The following is a 14,828-nucleotide window of genomic DNA, read 5'->3' on the forward strand; positions in this document are numbered from 1 at the left end:
AACGTTCGTCAGTTTTATTATTTTAAGGGAGGCGTACATGTTATGAATGAAAATGTAGTAGAAAAAGAAATTAATGCAGAACACCTAAAAAAAGCCGATCAACAATATTACTTTCACCCAACAACTCCGTTAAAACTACAGCAGCAAAGCGGACCGGGATTGATTATTAAAGAAGGGCAAGGGATCAATGTAACAGATGTTCAAGAGGATGTTTATATTGATGGAGTTTCTTCTTTGTGGAACGTAAATATTGGGTACGGGCGTCAAGAAATGGCAGAAGCGGCTAAACAACAAATCTTAAATCTCTCTTATAGCTCTTCCTTTTTCAATAACTCTAATGATAAGGTTATTCAACTATCGGAAAAGCTTGCAGATTTAACACCTGGTGATCTTAATGTAAGTTTTTTCACCTCTGGCGGATCGGAATCAAATGAAACGGCATTTAAAATGGTACGGCATTATTGGAAATTGAAAGGGAATCCAGAGCGGACGAAAATAATTGCTCTTGATTTAAGTTATCACGGGGTAACAATGGGGGCTACAAGTGCCACAGGAGTTCGAGAATTCGATAATATGATCACTTCTTCGGCACCGGGATTCCTTCACGCAAAGCCGTACCTGACTGATTGTGAAAAGGGAGATAAATCTCACCTTGATTATGAAACTAGCATTAGAGGCATTATTGAAAAAGAAGGTTCAGACACAATAGCTGCTGTCATTTTAGAACCGGTTCAAGGGGTGGGAGGAATAAACATTCCACCAGAGGGTTACTTGAAAGCTGTTCGAGAGCTGTGTAATGAACACGGTATTTTTATGATTGCCGATGAAGTAATATGCGGTTTTGGAAGAACTGGAAAAATGTTTGGGGTAGATAATTGGGAGATTGTACCGGATATAATGACTGTCGCTAAAGGAATCACGAGCGGGTATATGCAGCTGGGTGCTGTTCTTCTCAAAACAGAACTAAGAGATGAACTTGCAGAAATGTCAGAAGATGTATTTTTTCACGGATTTACTTACAGTGGACATCCAACTGCTTGTGCGGTTGCATTAAAAAATTTAGAAATCATAGAAAACGAGGACTTAGTTGGTAATGCGAAGCGAATGGGTGCAGAATTACAGACGGGCTTAAAGTATTTAGAAGAGAAACATAAAGTGACGGCAAAATCTAGAACAATAGGTTTACTAGGAGCAATTGAACTGTTTGCAGACCGGGAAAATGAGAAAGGTTTCGAGCCGTCATTGCATGCTGCACAGCAGGTAGTAGAGGAGTGCTTAAATCGAAATCTTCTATTAAGACCTCTTGCTTTTGGTGGTATTAATGCAGTGGCCCTTGCTCCCCCTTTAATAGTTAATAAAAAAGATATTGAAACAATAATAGAAAGGCTTTCAGAAGCTATAAAAGCATTTGAAAACAAAGTGCTTTAGAAGATTAAAAGCTCGAAGGGACGTGAGGACAATAAAAACCGGGTTTCTATATGATGAAAGCTATTTTTGGCACGACACTGGAAATGGTGCTTTGTTTCTTCCGCCTGGAGGATGGATAGAAGCGGATGAACATGGTGAAAGTCCTAAAAGTAAGCGACGTGTAAAGAATCTGTTAGAACGAAGCGGGTTTATTTCTGAGTTAAGAATAATGACTCCACGCTCAGCCGCTAGGGAAGAAATTGAGTTAAATCATATTCCATCATATGTAGATAAAGTAAAGCAATTAAGTGATACAACGGGTGGAGATGCTGGAGAATTAGCCATTGTAGGAAGAGGTTCTTATGAAATCGCTCTTTTATCTGCTGGTGGTTCGATTACGAGTGTTGATGCGGTAATGGAAGAAAAGGTTCAAAATGCATACGCCCTTACAAGACCTCCAGGACACCATGCAGAAAAAGAACAAGGAATGGGTTTTTGCTTGTTTAATAATGCAGCAATTGCTGCCCGTTATGCACAAGAAAAATATGGGCTGAAGCGTATTATGATTTTAGACTGGGATGTTCATCATGGCAATGGAACAGAAAATGCATTTTACGATGATCCTAATGTGTTGTTCTTTTCTATTCATCAAGAGTTTAACTTTCCGCCTGATAGAGGGACTGCAGAAGATATAGGTGAAAAGGCAGGAAAAGGATATAACGTTAATATTCCGTTACCAGCTGGAACTGGAAATGCCGGATATTTATATGCATTGGAGAAAGCTGTTGCTCCGATGGCTGATCAGTTTAAACCAGAGCTCATTATCGTATCAGCCGGACAGGATGCAAGTGTATTTGATCCACTTGGGCAAATGATTGTTACTGCAGAAGGGTATGGCGAAATGACATCTATTGTAAAGGATATAGCGGAACGTCATTGTAAAGGTCGTTTAGTTGTTTGTCATGAAGGTGGTTATAGTCCCGCTTATGTGCCGTTTTGTACGTTAAGGATTATTGAATCATTAAGTGGGTTACAAAGCAAAGTGAAAGAAGATCCATTTTACGAAGCAATTAAGGGGCTGCCTTCAAATGTCTTGGCTGAACACCAAAAAGAAGCAGTTGATCAGGTTATCAACATCCATTCTCAAAATGTTATGTATTAAGTGCAGTTTGTTTTACGAATTTTACTAAAGGAGAATAATGATGAGTGAAACATACAAGTTATTTATTGACGGAAAATGGACAGAATCATTGTCTGGCAAAACATTTGAGTCGCTTAACCCCGCAACTGGAGAAGTCAATGGTACAGTAGCGGAAGGAGGAGCAGGAGACGTTGATTTAGCGATAAAAGCAGCAAGAAAAGCTTTTGAATCCGGGCCGTGGGCACAAATGGCACCAAGTGATAGAGGACGTTTATTAAATAAGGCAGCTCAAGAATTGTGGAGAAAAGCGGACTATTTAGCTGAAGTAGAATCCATAGACAATGGCTTGCCTATTAATGAAACGAAATATATTGCCATTCCCGCTATGATTGATGTACTAGAGTTCTATGCCGGTCTTGCAAATAAAGTTCAAGGAGATACATTAGCTTCCCCTGCTGGAAGATTTAACTATACATTAAAAGAGCCTTTAGGTGTGGTAGGAGCCATTGTACCATGGAATTTTCCTCTTATGCTGACGATGTGGAAATTAGCTCCAGCCTTGGCTGCAGGCAATACCATCGTGATTAAACCTGCAGAGCAAACACCAATCAGTATTTTAGAAATGGTTAACATTTTACAAGAAGCTGGTATCCCAGATGGTGTTATAAATGTTGTACCTGGGTACGGAAAAGACGCAGGAGATGCTCTTTCGTCGCATCCTGGGATTGATAAGATTGCCTTTACAGGATCAACCTCCACCGGAAAGTTAATTATGCAAGCAGCAAGTAAGAATTTAAAACCTGTGAGTTTAGAGCTTGGAGGGAAAGCTCCAAATATTATATTTGATGATGCTAACATTGAAAACGCTGTCAATGGTTCCATGTTTGGTATTTATTTTGCGCAAGGTCAAGTCTGTGCTTCGGGCTCTAGGGTGTTTGTACAAGATAGCATATATGACGATTTTATGGAATCCTTTATTAGAAAAGCAAAGAAAATTAAGGTTGGGAACCCATTAGAACAAACAACGCAAATGGGACCACAAGTTTCATTAGAACAATTAGAACGTATTGAACACTACGTGGCTGCAGGGTTAAAAGAAGGAGCTAACCTAGTTATTGGAGGGGAAAGATGTCAAACGGAAAATAACGGTTATTTTTTTATTCCAACTGTCTTTGAGGATGTGACTAATGAGATGACAATTGCTCAAGAAGAAATTTTTGGTCCTGTTCTTTCGGTTATTCGCTTTAAAGATGAACAAGATGTTTTGCAAAAAGCTAATGACACGTTATATGGCCTAACGTCTGGGGTGTGGACGGAGAACTTAAAAAGAGCACACCGAATGGCCAAAGGGTTAAAAGCGGGAACGGTGTACGTGAATACGTTTAGTATGCTTGATAGTGCCGCCCCATTTGGTGGAACGAAACAGAGCGGATTTGGAAGAGAATTAGGCATACAAGCAATGGATATGTATACGGAAACGAAAAATGTTTGGGTAGATTTAAATGACGAACATTTCAATTGGTATGGGTTTTAATCATTAAATGTAGTAAAAATAAAAGAACGTAGGTATCAAGCAGTTTTGGCTTGGTGCTTACGTGACTTTATCTATAACTATACATTTATTTAGGAGGGCCGCTGAAACATGAGTATGAAAGAAAATGATTTCATCAGTGTAGGCGAACTTTCGGTTGGATTTAGTGAAAATATGATGGAGCCGACGGATAAGTTAGTGGGTAAAGACTTTACGCTTTATTATGAGGGAAACAAAATATCTGAAATATTGTTTGTAGATATCGAAACGCTTAAGTGGACGGTAGAGGATGAGAATATCAAGGAAAGATTCATTTGTGCGTACACAGCTGTCAAGCCAAGAAAAGATATTTATTTTATTGATTTCATTGTTTCATATGGTGATACGAAATCCATATCTATTGTCTTTGACCTTCAACAAAACATTGCTACCGTTGTTACCAGCACGCTTCCAGTTAAAGAAGACACATCAATACCAATGCTTCAACGTGCCGAACAAGGCATGCCGCTTGCTTCTGTGCATGCTTCATTTGAACATGTATCTATTGACAATCCAATTATGGATGTTACACCCCAGCACGAGAAAACAAAAGAATTAATTGGAAAGCGAGTTCAATTTGTTTATAGCCGTAAAGATGTCTATGAGCACACTTATTTAAATGAAAATTATTATACTTGGCATTGCACAGCTGGAAATGAAGCAGGGTTGTGTGACAGTGATCGGTGTTTCTATTACAAACTAGATAATAATCTGTATTTGTTTGTATGGCTGGAAAAGGTTATTCCTACCACAGGTATTGTGATTGAGGATTTTGATACCATGCGATCCTATGGGAAAATCTATGGCTATGATGGTTATACAACTGGTCGTGTTTCAAACTTTCCTGTCGGCTCTTATGCCAAAATTCTTAATGAATAGGCACCAAAAACGTTATCTTAAATGGCTATATTTCTAAAAAGAAGTTCTTTTATCAGGTATAGTTTTTGTAACATTCAGTTAATAAGCGCTTGAATTATCGTCGTGGAGGCGATCATGAGAAATAGACAGTCTTTTTTTAACGGGTTTGGATTGATGGAGATCAATCTACGTTTGAAATCAAAGCTATGAAGAACATATTACAAGAATAATAGTAAGGTGATGACAAGTAGGAACGAGGCATCGTCATTTCAGATTTAAATGGAACAATAAAAATTGGGGTTTTAAAGGGGAGTAATGTGATGAATATTGGGTTTTTATATATTATCATAGTTATGATACTTTTAGGAATAAGTATCCCGGTTGGAGATTATGCTATGGAAACAATTCCTGTTTGGTTATTCACCGCTTTAACATTAACCGTTTCAAGTATCATACTATTACCGGCAGCAAAGATTTATGACAAGGTGGTATGGAAAACCCTCGGCACTAAATATTATTATGGAATTTTTATGCAGGCTCTTTTCACTTGTGTCCTTTACACCGTATTTCTTTTATACGGACTTAGTTATACAAATGTCATTGCAGCTGGGGTAATTAATAGTATGGTTCCAGCTATTGTATTGCTTCTTTCCTTTTTATTATTAGGGGAACGTTTAAACATTCGGAAGATAATTGCTATATCCTTAGCTGTCTGTGCTGTTTTAATTATGGAAGTAGTCGGGGTTAGAGTGGTTGGAGAAGCAAGTTGGATGGGGAATATTTTTATGATTCTAGCAGTAACCTCGCTTGCGATGTTTTATGTTTATGCAAAAAAATTTGCTGTGCAAATCCCGCCGCTTACTATGTCTGCTGGCTTATGTGTTATGGGATTATTTATGACATTGCCTATGGCTGTTTTTGAATCATTAACGTTCGATTGGGAAAGTTTAACGGCTATTACGTGGGCAATCATTGTGGCATATGCTTTTTCTGGCTGGGTGCTCGCATATACTTTTACGTATTTAGGAATGCCTAAAGTTCCCGCTAGTACTGTTGGGATGGCAACAGCAATAATACCAGTGACGGCAACTGTGTTTGCTGTCTCTTTTCTTGGAGAAACATTAAGAGTGGTTGACGGCGTTGCTTTAGTCCTGGTCATTATATCAATATTCATAGCTGAGTCAAAAGATAATACTGATAAGGCTTTAGAAAATTCTAGAATGGAAGGAATATCATATAACTCAGAAGAACAGGTCAACGAAACGAAATAAAATCATTTATTTGTTGTTACTTACTGTTTATCCGTGTAAATAGGTATTTGTACAACGGTATGGCTATATCTCATACACGTTTCTCTTTTTATGCGCTTTTAGTATTTTATGAAAATCCCCCCATCTCGCATAAGATGACTATCGAAGCAGTCGATTTAAATATGATACAATATTAAGACATTTTGAAAATATCTTCTAATGAATCTATCAGTTATAAAAATATAAAGAGGTGGAGAGAGAAATGAAGTACGGGTTTGCCAAACGCGTCAACCATATGCAATCGTCAGCAGTCCGTGATATTTTGAAAGTTGTCAATAAAGGGGACGTTATCTCGTTTGCAGGTGGACTTCCGGATGAAAAATTATTTCCCGTGCAGGAAGTAAGAAAGGCATTTGACCAGGCACTACTGTCCAATCCGAAAGTATTGCAATATGGGGAAACAGAAGGGGTTCCCGCTTTAAGAGAGCAATTGACAGAACGGATGAAAGAAAAAGATATTTACCGAGATCCAGAACATGTGCTGGTAACATCTGGATCTCAACAGGCGATTGACTTGTTCGCAAGAGTGATGTTTAATCCCGGTGATATTATATTAACCGAGAACCCTACGTATTTAGCAGCTCTTCAAGTATTTCAATCGTATGAAGTAAACATTGTGCCGGTAAATTCGGATGAAGACGGGATGGTACAAGGAGACCTGGAAGAAAAAATCCAACGTTTGAAACCTAAATGTATTTATGTTGTACCTACTTATTCAAATCCTGGCGGGAAAGTGTGGTCATTAGAACGCAGAAAGCAGCTTCTAAAGCTCGCAAAAAAATATCACACCATCATTTTTGAAGATGATCCATATGGTGACATTCAATTTGATGAAAGTGAAAATGTTCCGCCTCTAGCGTCAATGGATGACAATAAGTACGTTGTCTACACAAGTACTTTTTCAAAAACGGTTGTACCTGCATTGCGTACGGGATGGATTGCCGGCCCTTATCAAATTATCCGAATGATGGCGCAAGCCAAACAAGCTACAGACCTGCATACCAATTCATTATCCCAGCATGCTTTGATTCACTTAATGCATGAATTTGACCTTGATGGGCATATCCGTACCCTGAGACAAGCATATAAAGAAAGAATGCTGGTGATGAAAGGTATTTTCGATAAAGGTGAAGATCTTCCTATCCAGTACACAGAGCCAAAAGGCGGTATGTTTTTCTGGGTATCGATGCCGGAATCTGTTAATACGACTGCTCTATTAAACGAAGCGGTGGAAAATGGCGTGGCATTTGTTCCTGGAGCGCCGTTTTACGTCAACAACCCCGCTCAAAATACATTGCGTTTGAATTTCACCAATGCGGAACCTGAAGAGATTGAAAAAGGAATGAAACGTTTAGTGGAAGTGATGAATCAGTCTTCTGTTCGTATGTAAGGAGAAGAGGAAAAGATTTCGCTGACAAAATCTTTGCTGGAATTACACAAATCGATTATTAATTAATGCAAACAACCCTCCTATAGAATCAATTAGGAGGGTTGTTTGCTCTTATGGAACAATTCTTTCAAATAGTATTCTCCTGCAGGGTTACGCTGCTGCAATAAATCTACAGTCAGTTTGACGTCATCAAGTGCCCGGTGCGTTTGGTGCTGGGTAATATGGTGGTGACGGCATAAATCAAGCAGTTTTCTCGTGGAAAACCCATAGCTTTTCCAACGTATATCGTTAACAGAACAATGCCAAGGAACGGCTTTTGATACCGGGAAGTAACGCTGAATAAAGCCGCTGTCAAAACTAGCATTGTGTGCAATGATGATATCAGCTTCAGCAAATATTTGTTCAAACTTCTCTTCATTTATCCTTTTACCAGCAACTTTTTTATCCGTGATACCGTGAATACGAGTGACGGCTGCTGGGATGGGAAAGCTTGGCTCGTTTAATTCATTAATCTCTTCAATAATCTCCATTATTTCCCCGGAAATGGTGTCGAACCTGCAGAACATAACGCCAATTTCTACAATTTCATCTTTAACTTTGGATAATCCTGTAGTTTCTACGTCTACAATTGCCGCTTTTATGCCGCGATCTATTTCTAAGGTAATGTTATCTGAAAGCCATAGTGCATATGTATTCTTGTATGTAGTTTTTTTGATAAATATACTGTTTGCAAGGTACCATTTCAATGCTTTTTTGTCACATTTTAATCTTTTTACAACCTTGTTTTCTTCGATTCCAGGATTTTTACTTATACACAAAACCAGTCTATTGCGGGCTTTTTCCATTTCATCAATTCGTTTTAATACAGCTGCTTTCGTAGCTCGATGATATGCACCAGCTGCAAAAGCTTTTTCTACGACAGAGCGTGCTTTTTCAAATTGATCCATCATAGCATAGAACTGAATAAGTGCATCCCGGCATGGGATAGAACGGGGAACGTTTTCGATTTGATAAAAAGCTTCTGAAAGCTGATGCATTCCTCGTTCGCAAAGTTCGATTCCTCTATTTATATCTTCAACGGTTAATATTTTAAGACGATATGTTTCAATTTCCTCATTTAATCTTTCAAATTCTTTCATGGCTGCAGCCACTTTGTTCATCCTTCCAATCAATGCCTATAATAAATTATATTTTACAGGATTTATATATTATTAGGCTAGTGCCAAATTAATTTAACTAAATGACAACATTAGTGATCTGATTGAAAATTCCACAAAAAGGATCGGCTGAGAAGTATATTTCTGCCGATCCTTTGCTATTAATTCATCGTAATTTCAGAGACAATTTCGAAGGAGCGCAGACGTTTTGCATGGTCGTAAATTTGAGCATTAACCATCATTTCATCTGCTTGTGTCTCATCAAGAAATTCCTGCATTTTCTGCTTAACAGTTGCTGCGCCGCCAAATATAGAAGAACCAAGCTGCTGCTGTAAAAGCATTTTTTCATGTTCTGTAACAAAGTTATCGATATTTTCAACGGGCGGCTGCAGCGGTAATTCTGTGTTGCGGACAAGGTTTAAAAATTGCTGCTGAATAGTAGTTCCAAGATACTCTGCTTCATCATCCGTTTCAGCTGCAACAACATTTACCCCGACCATTGCATATGGCTCTTCAAGCGCTTCAGACGGTTGGAAGGAGCGGCGGTACAAGTCTAGTGCAGGCAGGGTATTGTCAGGTGAAAAATGACTGGCAAAAGCAAAAGGCAGTCCAAGTTGTCCAGCAAGCTGTGCGCTAAAACCGCTTGAACCAAGAAGCCAGATTGGAACGTTTAATCCCTGCCCGGGGATAGCTCGTACACGTTTTCCGTTCACATCAGAAAAATAGCTGCGCAGCTCATCTAAAAGCTGTGGAAAATCATGGCCGTCGCTGCCAGTGTGACGTCTTAATGCATGGGCTGTTAATTGATCGGTACCTGGGGCGCGTCCAAGGCCAAGGTCAATACGTCCTGGATAGAGAGTTTCTAAAGTTCCAAATTGCTCTGCGATGATGAGAGGGGAATGATTTGGGAGCATTATTCCTCCTGAACCTACCCGAATTTTTGAGGTTCCCCCTGCCACGTGTCCGATAAGAACCGAGGTCGCAGAGCTTCCAATGAAAGGCATATTATGATGTTCAGCCATCCAATAACGGTGGTACCCCCACTTTTCTGCATGCTGTGCAAGCTCAAGTGTATTTTTATAAGAGTCTGAGACGGTTCCTCCTTTTACGATAGGAGATAGGTCAAGGACAGATAGCTTTATGTCACTTAGTTGCTTATGTTCAGACATTGTTTCATCTTCTTTCTATATAAAAATTTAAAGCCAATATTATTTTACCAAATTTGTTTCGTGTTCCAAAATAAAATGATTTGAAAACAGTTTATTTAAAAATGAGCGCGGGTACGAGCATGTAAGGAAATGTTTATTATATACTGTCAAAAGGAGGAACTATAAGTGAGCGAACCGCATAATAACAGGAAACAAGAGCAGATGGAAAAATATAAAACAAATGATAAAGACAAAAAGTTAACGACTAATCAGGGTGTAAAAATGTCAGAAGATGAATTTTCGCTGAAAGCAGGCGAACGCGGACCGACATTAATGGAAGATTTTCATTTTCGAGAAAAAATGACGCACTTTGACCATGAACGAATACCAGAGAGAATTGTGCACGCACGGGGATATTCTGCTCATGGTGAATTTCAAGTGTATGAGTCGATGAAAGAGTACACGAAGGCTGATTTTTTAATCGATCCATCGAAAAAAACGCCTGTGTTTGTACGTTATTCTACCGTAGCAGGCTCTAAAGGTTCTTCAGAAACTGTTCGTGATGTTCGAGGATTTGCTACAAAATTTTATACAGATGAAGGAAACTTTGATTTAGTTGGAAACAACATACCTGTCTTTTTTATACAAGATGCCATGAAGTTTCCGGATTTAGTGCATGCATTAAAACCAGAACCACATGATGGCATGCCTCAAGCTGCCTCCGCTCATGATACCTTTTGGGATTTTATAGCGAATAACCAAGAATCTGCTCATATGGTAATGTGGGCGATGTCTGATCGGGCAATTCCGCGAAGCTTTCGTATGATGGAAGGATTTGGCGTTCATACTTTCCGTCTTGTCAACGATAAGGGACAAGCTCATTTCGTTAAATTTCATTGGAAGCCTGTTCTTGGAACCCATTCTCTAGTATGGGATGAAGCTCAAAAATTATCAGGAAAAGATGCAGACTTCCACCGTCGTGATCTAGCGGAAGCCATAGATAATGGGGATTATCCCGAATTTGAACTAGGCGTTCAAATCATAAAAGAAGAAGATGAATTTATGTTCGATTTTGATATCCTTGACCCTACTAAAATATGGCCGGAAGAAGATGTACCTGTAAAAATAATAGGAAAACTGACATTGAATAGAAATGTGGATAACGTTTTTGCGGAAAATGAGCAAGTAGCCTTTCACCCTGGTCATGTTGTGCCAGGCATTGATTTTTCCAATGATCCGCTTCTTCAAGGCCGTTTATTTTCTTATACCGATACCCAATTGATCCGTCTTGGCGGTCCGAATTTTCACGAATTACCGATCAATCGTCCGGTTTGTCCGTTCCATAACAATCAGCGTGATGGATATATGCGTCAAACAATAAACACAGGTCAAGTAAGCTATCATAAAAACTCTCTGGCTGGCAACACCCCAGAACCTGCTGCTGAATCAGAAGGCGGTTATGCTCATTACCAGGAAAAAATAGAAGGACGCAAAGTCAGAGCTAGAAGTGACAGCTTTAAAGATCATTTCTCTCAAGCAGCAATGTTTTGGAACAGCATGAGTGAACCTGAAAAGCAGCATATTATCGATGCATTTAGTTTTGAACTTGGAAAAGTAAAAAGTAAATCTGTTCAGCAGCAAATCGTTGATATGTTTGCGAACGTTAGCCTGGATTTAGCCAGAGGGTTTGCAGAAGCCATCGGAGCTGCTCCTCCTCAACAAGGAGGTTCAGATGTGACCAAATCGTCTCCTGCACTGAGCCAGGAAAATACAAAGAAAAAGCCAGATACACGTAAAGTTGGTGTGATTATCGACGATCATTTTAATGGCGAAGAAGTTAATGGAGTTCTTTCCAAATTGAAAGCTGAAGGGATTAATCCGGAAATAGTCAGTGATACATTGGGCGTGCGTAAAGCAGACAACGGATCCGAGTTAGAAGTAGACCATACCTTCTTAACCGGTGAGTCTGTATTGTTTGATGCTATGTATGCTGTGAGCGGCGGCAAAGATGAAAGCAGTGCATTTAGGAAAGATGCCTTGTACTTTGTAAAAGAAGCTTTCGCTCACTATAAACCAATTGGTGCAACACACAGTGGAAAGAGTTTACTAGAAGAAGCAGGTGTCACAAATAGTCCGGGTGTAGTAATGGGAGAGAATTTGACAACTTTCACAAAAGATTTTACAGCCGCCGTTGCAGCGCATCGCCACTGGGATCGTCAGGTGGTTTAGTTAAATCGAACGCCCTGACATAGCGCTTTATCGTATTCTCTCCACGAATATGATTATAAATATTATGTTAGATGCACATTTCACACTAAGAAGAGAGTGGTCCCTTGTCTTTTGGGACTGCTCTGTCTTTTCCTAAGAAACTTTCGTTTGTATTTTTTTTCGATAAACCATTTTACTTACCGTAATACTTACTTCATACAGTCCAAGCAGTGGAATAATAACAAGTACATCAGATATAAAATCAGGCGGTGTGATAAGGACCGAGAGAACGATGAGACCAAAATAGGAAAATTTTCTTGCTTTTGTCAGTTTATATGGATCAATAATACCGAGTCTTGTTAAAAACATAATAACAGCTGGCATTTCGAATAAAAATCCAAACGGAAGCGTGAGGTGCAGCATAAATGTAAAGTATTTTTCTACAGTGAAATACGTTTCAAAATCACTGCCTGCAAGCCCTTCTAAAAAGGAAATAACTAATGGAAATAACACAAAATAGCCAAATGAAATGCCGACAAGAAACAAAAGAAACAAAGCTGGGATAAAAGCAAGAGTTGCTTTTTGTTCGACTTTTGTTAAAGCAGGCTGTACAAATTTCCACACTTGCAGTGCAGCAATTGGAAAGGTTACTGCAATAGCTGAAGTTCCGGCAATCATCATGTATACCCAAAGAATGTCTCCTGGGCCGAGAAGAGCAAGTTTATCATCAAGATCTTTTACGAGATATTGATATATATCTTTAACGAATACAAACGAAACAATAAAAGAAAAAATAAAAGCGAGCAGTGTTATGATAATTCTTTTCCGAAGTTCACTAAGGTGATCGACAATATTCATTTCACTGTTCATTCTATGTAAACTCCTTTCATGAAAAATGCAAAGATGTAAGCAAGCATTGCACCTGCCTACATCTTTGACCACATCAGCTTCCTGTCTTTTCCTCCGATTTTTCTACTGCTTGCAAATTTCTATCTGATTTCTTTACTTTTTCTTGCTCGTCGCCATTTACAAGATCATTGGTTGCTTTTTTAAATTCTTTTAAAGTACTGCCGAAAGCTCGTCCGATTTCTGGGAGTTTGGAGGGCCCGAAAATAATTAACGCAATGACAAGAACAAGAATTAATCCTGGGATACCGATATTTTGCAGCATCTATTAAACAACCTCCTTTTCTACTTTTTATAAAATAGGCATGCCGTGACGGTGGAACGCGGCTGCTTCGAGTGTCGACATTCCTTTGCGTTCCGCAAATTCAACCAGTTTATCATCCACTTTTGGTGCATAAGCAGTAGGGGGAGCAGCATGTCCCATTTGACGCTGACGGCCAGCATTTTTACGTGCAAACGGCCCCCAAATCGCGAATGTAATACCAGGGCTTTGAATGCTCACAAAGAAGGTTTTACCGTCTGTAGAAAAGGTTGGACCGGCAATTTCTGAATTATTTAAGCGGTTTTCTGCGAAAGTGTATGCCTCGCCTTCTGGCGTCAATCCAACAATTCGATCGACTCCGCCTCCATCTTCAGCAATCCACAGGTCTCCCCATGGCGTAATACAGATGTTATCCGGCATTTCTAAATCGTTTGAATCAGTGGATTCATAAAAAAGTTCGAGAGTGTTGGTAGCAGGAATATAGCGGTATACTCGTCCAAGGTTTTTATCACCAGCAGAAGTGTCATCAAACCAGAACACGCCGCCAGCAAAATATGCACCTTCTAAACGGCTGAACTGAATACAGTCTTTTGCAATTGCATCATCACTAGGTTTTTCCGGGTCAACATCTTTCCAAACGATCGAAAAGTTTTGTCCGCTGTCAAAAACTCCAGCATTAGTAGAGGAACTTTCTTCAAGCGCAGCTGCCTGAAGAGTACCGCCTTTTTGAAGTGCCCCCACTTTTTGGCTGCGATCATTTGGAATAAAACGATAAAAGAAACTTGGGCTCGAATCTTCGGTTAAGTATACAATCCCAGTTTCCGGGTCTGTTGCTGTGGCTTCATGAGAAAAAGCTCCCATATCTCTAATTGGTGTTTTAGAAATATTTCCTTCTGGATCATCCGGGTCTACTTCAAATACATATCCATGACCGCGGTTTAACGTTTCTTCACAGGTAAGCCATGTTCCCCATGGCGTAGTACCGCCTGCACAGTTTCGGATAGTTCCGGCAGAAGTGATATATTCATCTTCGAGTTTACGATCTGGTCCGACAACAAGAGCTGTGGTACCGCCAGTTTCATTTTTGTTGTATGGATTTTTTCCTTCTACAGGGTAGGAAGGGTTCCCGCTTAGTTCATGATTTCGGATGAGAACGGTTGAATTATGTTTTCCAGGAAAAGCTGCCATTCCATCAAACATTGCTGGAATAGGACGACCGTCAGAAAGTTTTCCGCCTTCTTCAGAAATAATTCGATATTGAAACCCTTTCGGAAGATCTAAAATGCCGCCGGGGTCTTTCACAAGCGGTCCATAGCCAGCAGTAGAAGCGATGCTGGATTTAGCAAATGACGTTTGTTTGCCCCCCAAAGTAAATAGTCCAGTTGATCCCAACGTAACAGCAAGTGTGCTCATCCCGCCTGCTTTAATAAAATCACGACGATTCATGTTTTTGTCCACCACAGTTATTCCT

The 14,828-nt window shown here is 39.5% G+C and carries 12 protein-coding genes; 7 read left to right on the forward strand and 5 right to left on the reverse strand.

Features of this window, described 5'->3' with window-relative positions; all coding sequences use genetic code 11:
- Positions 1–42: 42 nt before the first annotated feature.
- The 6 genes from FZF09_RS01400 to FZF09_RS01425 all read left to right on the forward strand — a co-directional run bounded on the left by FZF09_RS01400 (position 43) and on the right by FZF09_RS01425 (position 7,676).
- Positions 43–1,428, forward strand: a complete 1,386-nt coding sequence (locus FZF09_RS01400) for an aminotransferase family protein (protein WP_158734773.1) — start codon at positions 43–45, stop codon at positions 1,426–1,428.
- A 31-nt stretch (positions 1,429–1,459) separates the two neighbouring features.
- A complete protein-coding gene (locus FZF09_RS01405) occupies positions 1,460–2,569 on the forward strand; it encodes a class II histone deacetylase (protein ID WP_158735018.1) in 1,110 nt (369 codons plus the stop codon).
- Between the two features lie 40 nt (positions 2,570–2,609).
- Complete coding sequence (locus FZF09_RS01410; RefSeq protein ID WP_158735019.1) at positions 2,610–4,082, forward strand: aldehyde dehydrogenase family protein; 1,473 nt, start codon at positions 2,610–2,612, stop codon at positions 4,080–4,082.
- 108 nt (positions 4,083–4,190) lie between these two features.
- Positions 4,191–4,997, forward strand: coding sequence for a molybdenum cofactor biosynthesis F family protein (locus tag FZF09_RS01415; protein WP_158734774.1), 807 nt, complete (start codon positions 4,191–4,193; stop codon positions 4,995–4,997).
- A 299-nt stretch (positions 4,998–5,296) separates the two neighbouring features.
- A complete protein-coding gene (locus tag FZF09_RS01420) occupies positions 5,297–6,247 on the forward strand; it encodes a DMT family transporter (protein ID WP_158734775.1) in 951 nt (316 codons plus the stop codon).
- A 241-nt stretch (positions 6,248–6,488) separates the two neighbouring features.
- Complete coding sequence (locus FZF09_RS01425) at positions 6,489–7,676, forward strand: aminotransferase-like domain-containing protein (RefSeq protein WP_158734776.1); 1,188 nt, start codon at positions 6,489–6,491, stop codon at positions 7,674–7,676.
- A 92-nt stretch (positions 7,677–7,768) separates the two neighbouring features.
- Here the strand turns inward: FZF09_RS01425 and FZF09_RS01430 are convergent, their stop codons facing one another.
- Together FZF09_RS01430 and FZF09_RS01435 are read right to left on the reverse strand one after the other, a co-directional pair.
- Entirely contained in the window at positions 7,769–8,827 is a 1,059-nt protein-coding gene (locus FZF09_RS01430; protein ID WP_158734777.1) for an exonuclease domain-containing protein, read from the reverse strand.
- A 167-nt stretch (positions 8,828–8,994) separates the two neighbouring features.
- Positions 8,995–10,002 (reverse strand): LLM class flavin-dependent oxidoreductase, encoded by a 1,008-nt coding sequence (locus tag FZF09_RS01435; protein ID WP_158734778.1) that lies wholly within the window; start codon positions 10,000–10,002, stop codon positions 8,995–8,997.
- 201 nt (positions 10,003–10,203) lie between these two features.
- Between FZF09_RS01435 and FZF09_RS01440 the strand changes: the two genes are divergently transcribed.
- Complete coding sequence (locus FZF09_RS01440) at positions 10,204–12,210, forward strand: catalase (protein WP_158735020.1); 2,007 nt, start codon at positions 10,204–10,206, stop codon at positions 12,208–12,210.
- Positions 12,211–12,342: 132 nt separating this feature from the next.
- On the opposite strand, the gene tatC is transcribed toward FZF09_RS01440, so the two are convergent.
- The 3 genes from tatC to FZF09_RS01455 all read right to left on the reverse strand — a co-directional run bounded on the left by tatC (position 12,343) and on the right by FZF09_RS01455 (position 14,818).
- Positions 12,343–13,059, reverse strand: a complete 717-nt coding sequence (gene tatC / locus FZF09_RS01445; protein WP_158734779.1) for a twin-arginine translocase subunit TatC — start codon at positions 13,057–13,059, stop codon at positions 12,343–12,345.
- A 73-nt stretch (positions 13,060–13,132) separates the two neighbouring features.
- A complete protein-coding gene (locus FZF09_RS01450) occupies positions 13,133–13,360 on the reverse strand; it encodes a twin-arginine translocase TatA/TatE family subunit (RefSeq protein WP_158734780.1) in 228 nt (75 codons plus the stop codon).
- A gap of 27 nt (positions 13,361–13,387) precedes the next feature.
- Positions 13,388–14,818, reverse strand: a complete 1,431-nt coding sequence (locus tag FZF09_RS01455) for an alkaline phosphatase PhoX (protein WP_233269363.1) — start codon at positions 14,816–14,818, stop codon at positions 13,388–13,390.
- Positions 14,819–14,828: the final 10 nt, after the last annotated feature.

The organism is Alteribacillus sp. YIM 98480, assembly GCF_009765375.1.
Classification (GTDB): Bacteria; Bacillota; Bacilli; order Bacillales; family Marinococcaceae; genus Alteribacillus.

Excerpts from the sequence above, each read along its gene's own strand:
- FZF09_RS01400 (WP_158734773.1), top strand. The coding sequence starts at position 43 with ATGAATGAAAATGTAGTAGAAAAAGAAATTAATGCAGAACACCTAAAA.
- FZF09_RS01410 (WP_158735019.1), top strand. The coding sequence starts at position 2,610 with ATGAGTGAAACATACAAGTTATTTATTGACGGAAAATGGACAGAATCA.
- FZF09_RS01415 (WP_158734774.1), top strand. The coding sequence starts at position 4,191 with ATGAGTATGAAAGAAAATGATTTCATCAGTGTAGGCGAACTTTCGGTT.
- FZF09_RS01420 (WP_158734775.1), top strand. The coding sequence starts at position 5,297 with ATGAATATTGGGTTTTTATATATTATCATAGTTATGATACTTTTAGGA.
- FZF09_RS01425 (WP_158734776.1), top strand. The coding sequence starts at position 6,489 with ATGAAGTACGGGTTTGCCAAACGCGTCAACCATATGCAATCGTCAGCA.
- FZF09_RS01435 (WP_158734778.1), bottom strand. The coding sequence starts at position 10,002 with ATGTCTGAACATAAGCAACTAAGTGACATAAAGCTATCTGTCCTTGAC.
- FZF09_RS01440 (WP_158735020.1), top strand. The coding sequence starts at position 10,204 with ATGGAAAAATATAAAACAAATGATAAAGACAAAAAGTTAACGACTAAT.
- tatC (WP_158734779.1), bottom strand. The coding sequence starts at position 13,059 with ATGAACAGTGAAATGAATATTGTCGATCACCTTAGTGAACTTCGGAAA.
- FZF09_RS01450 (WP_158734780.1), bottom strand. The coding sequence starts at position 13,360 with ATGCTGCAAAATATCGGTATCCCAGGATTAATTCTTGTTCTTGTCATT.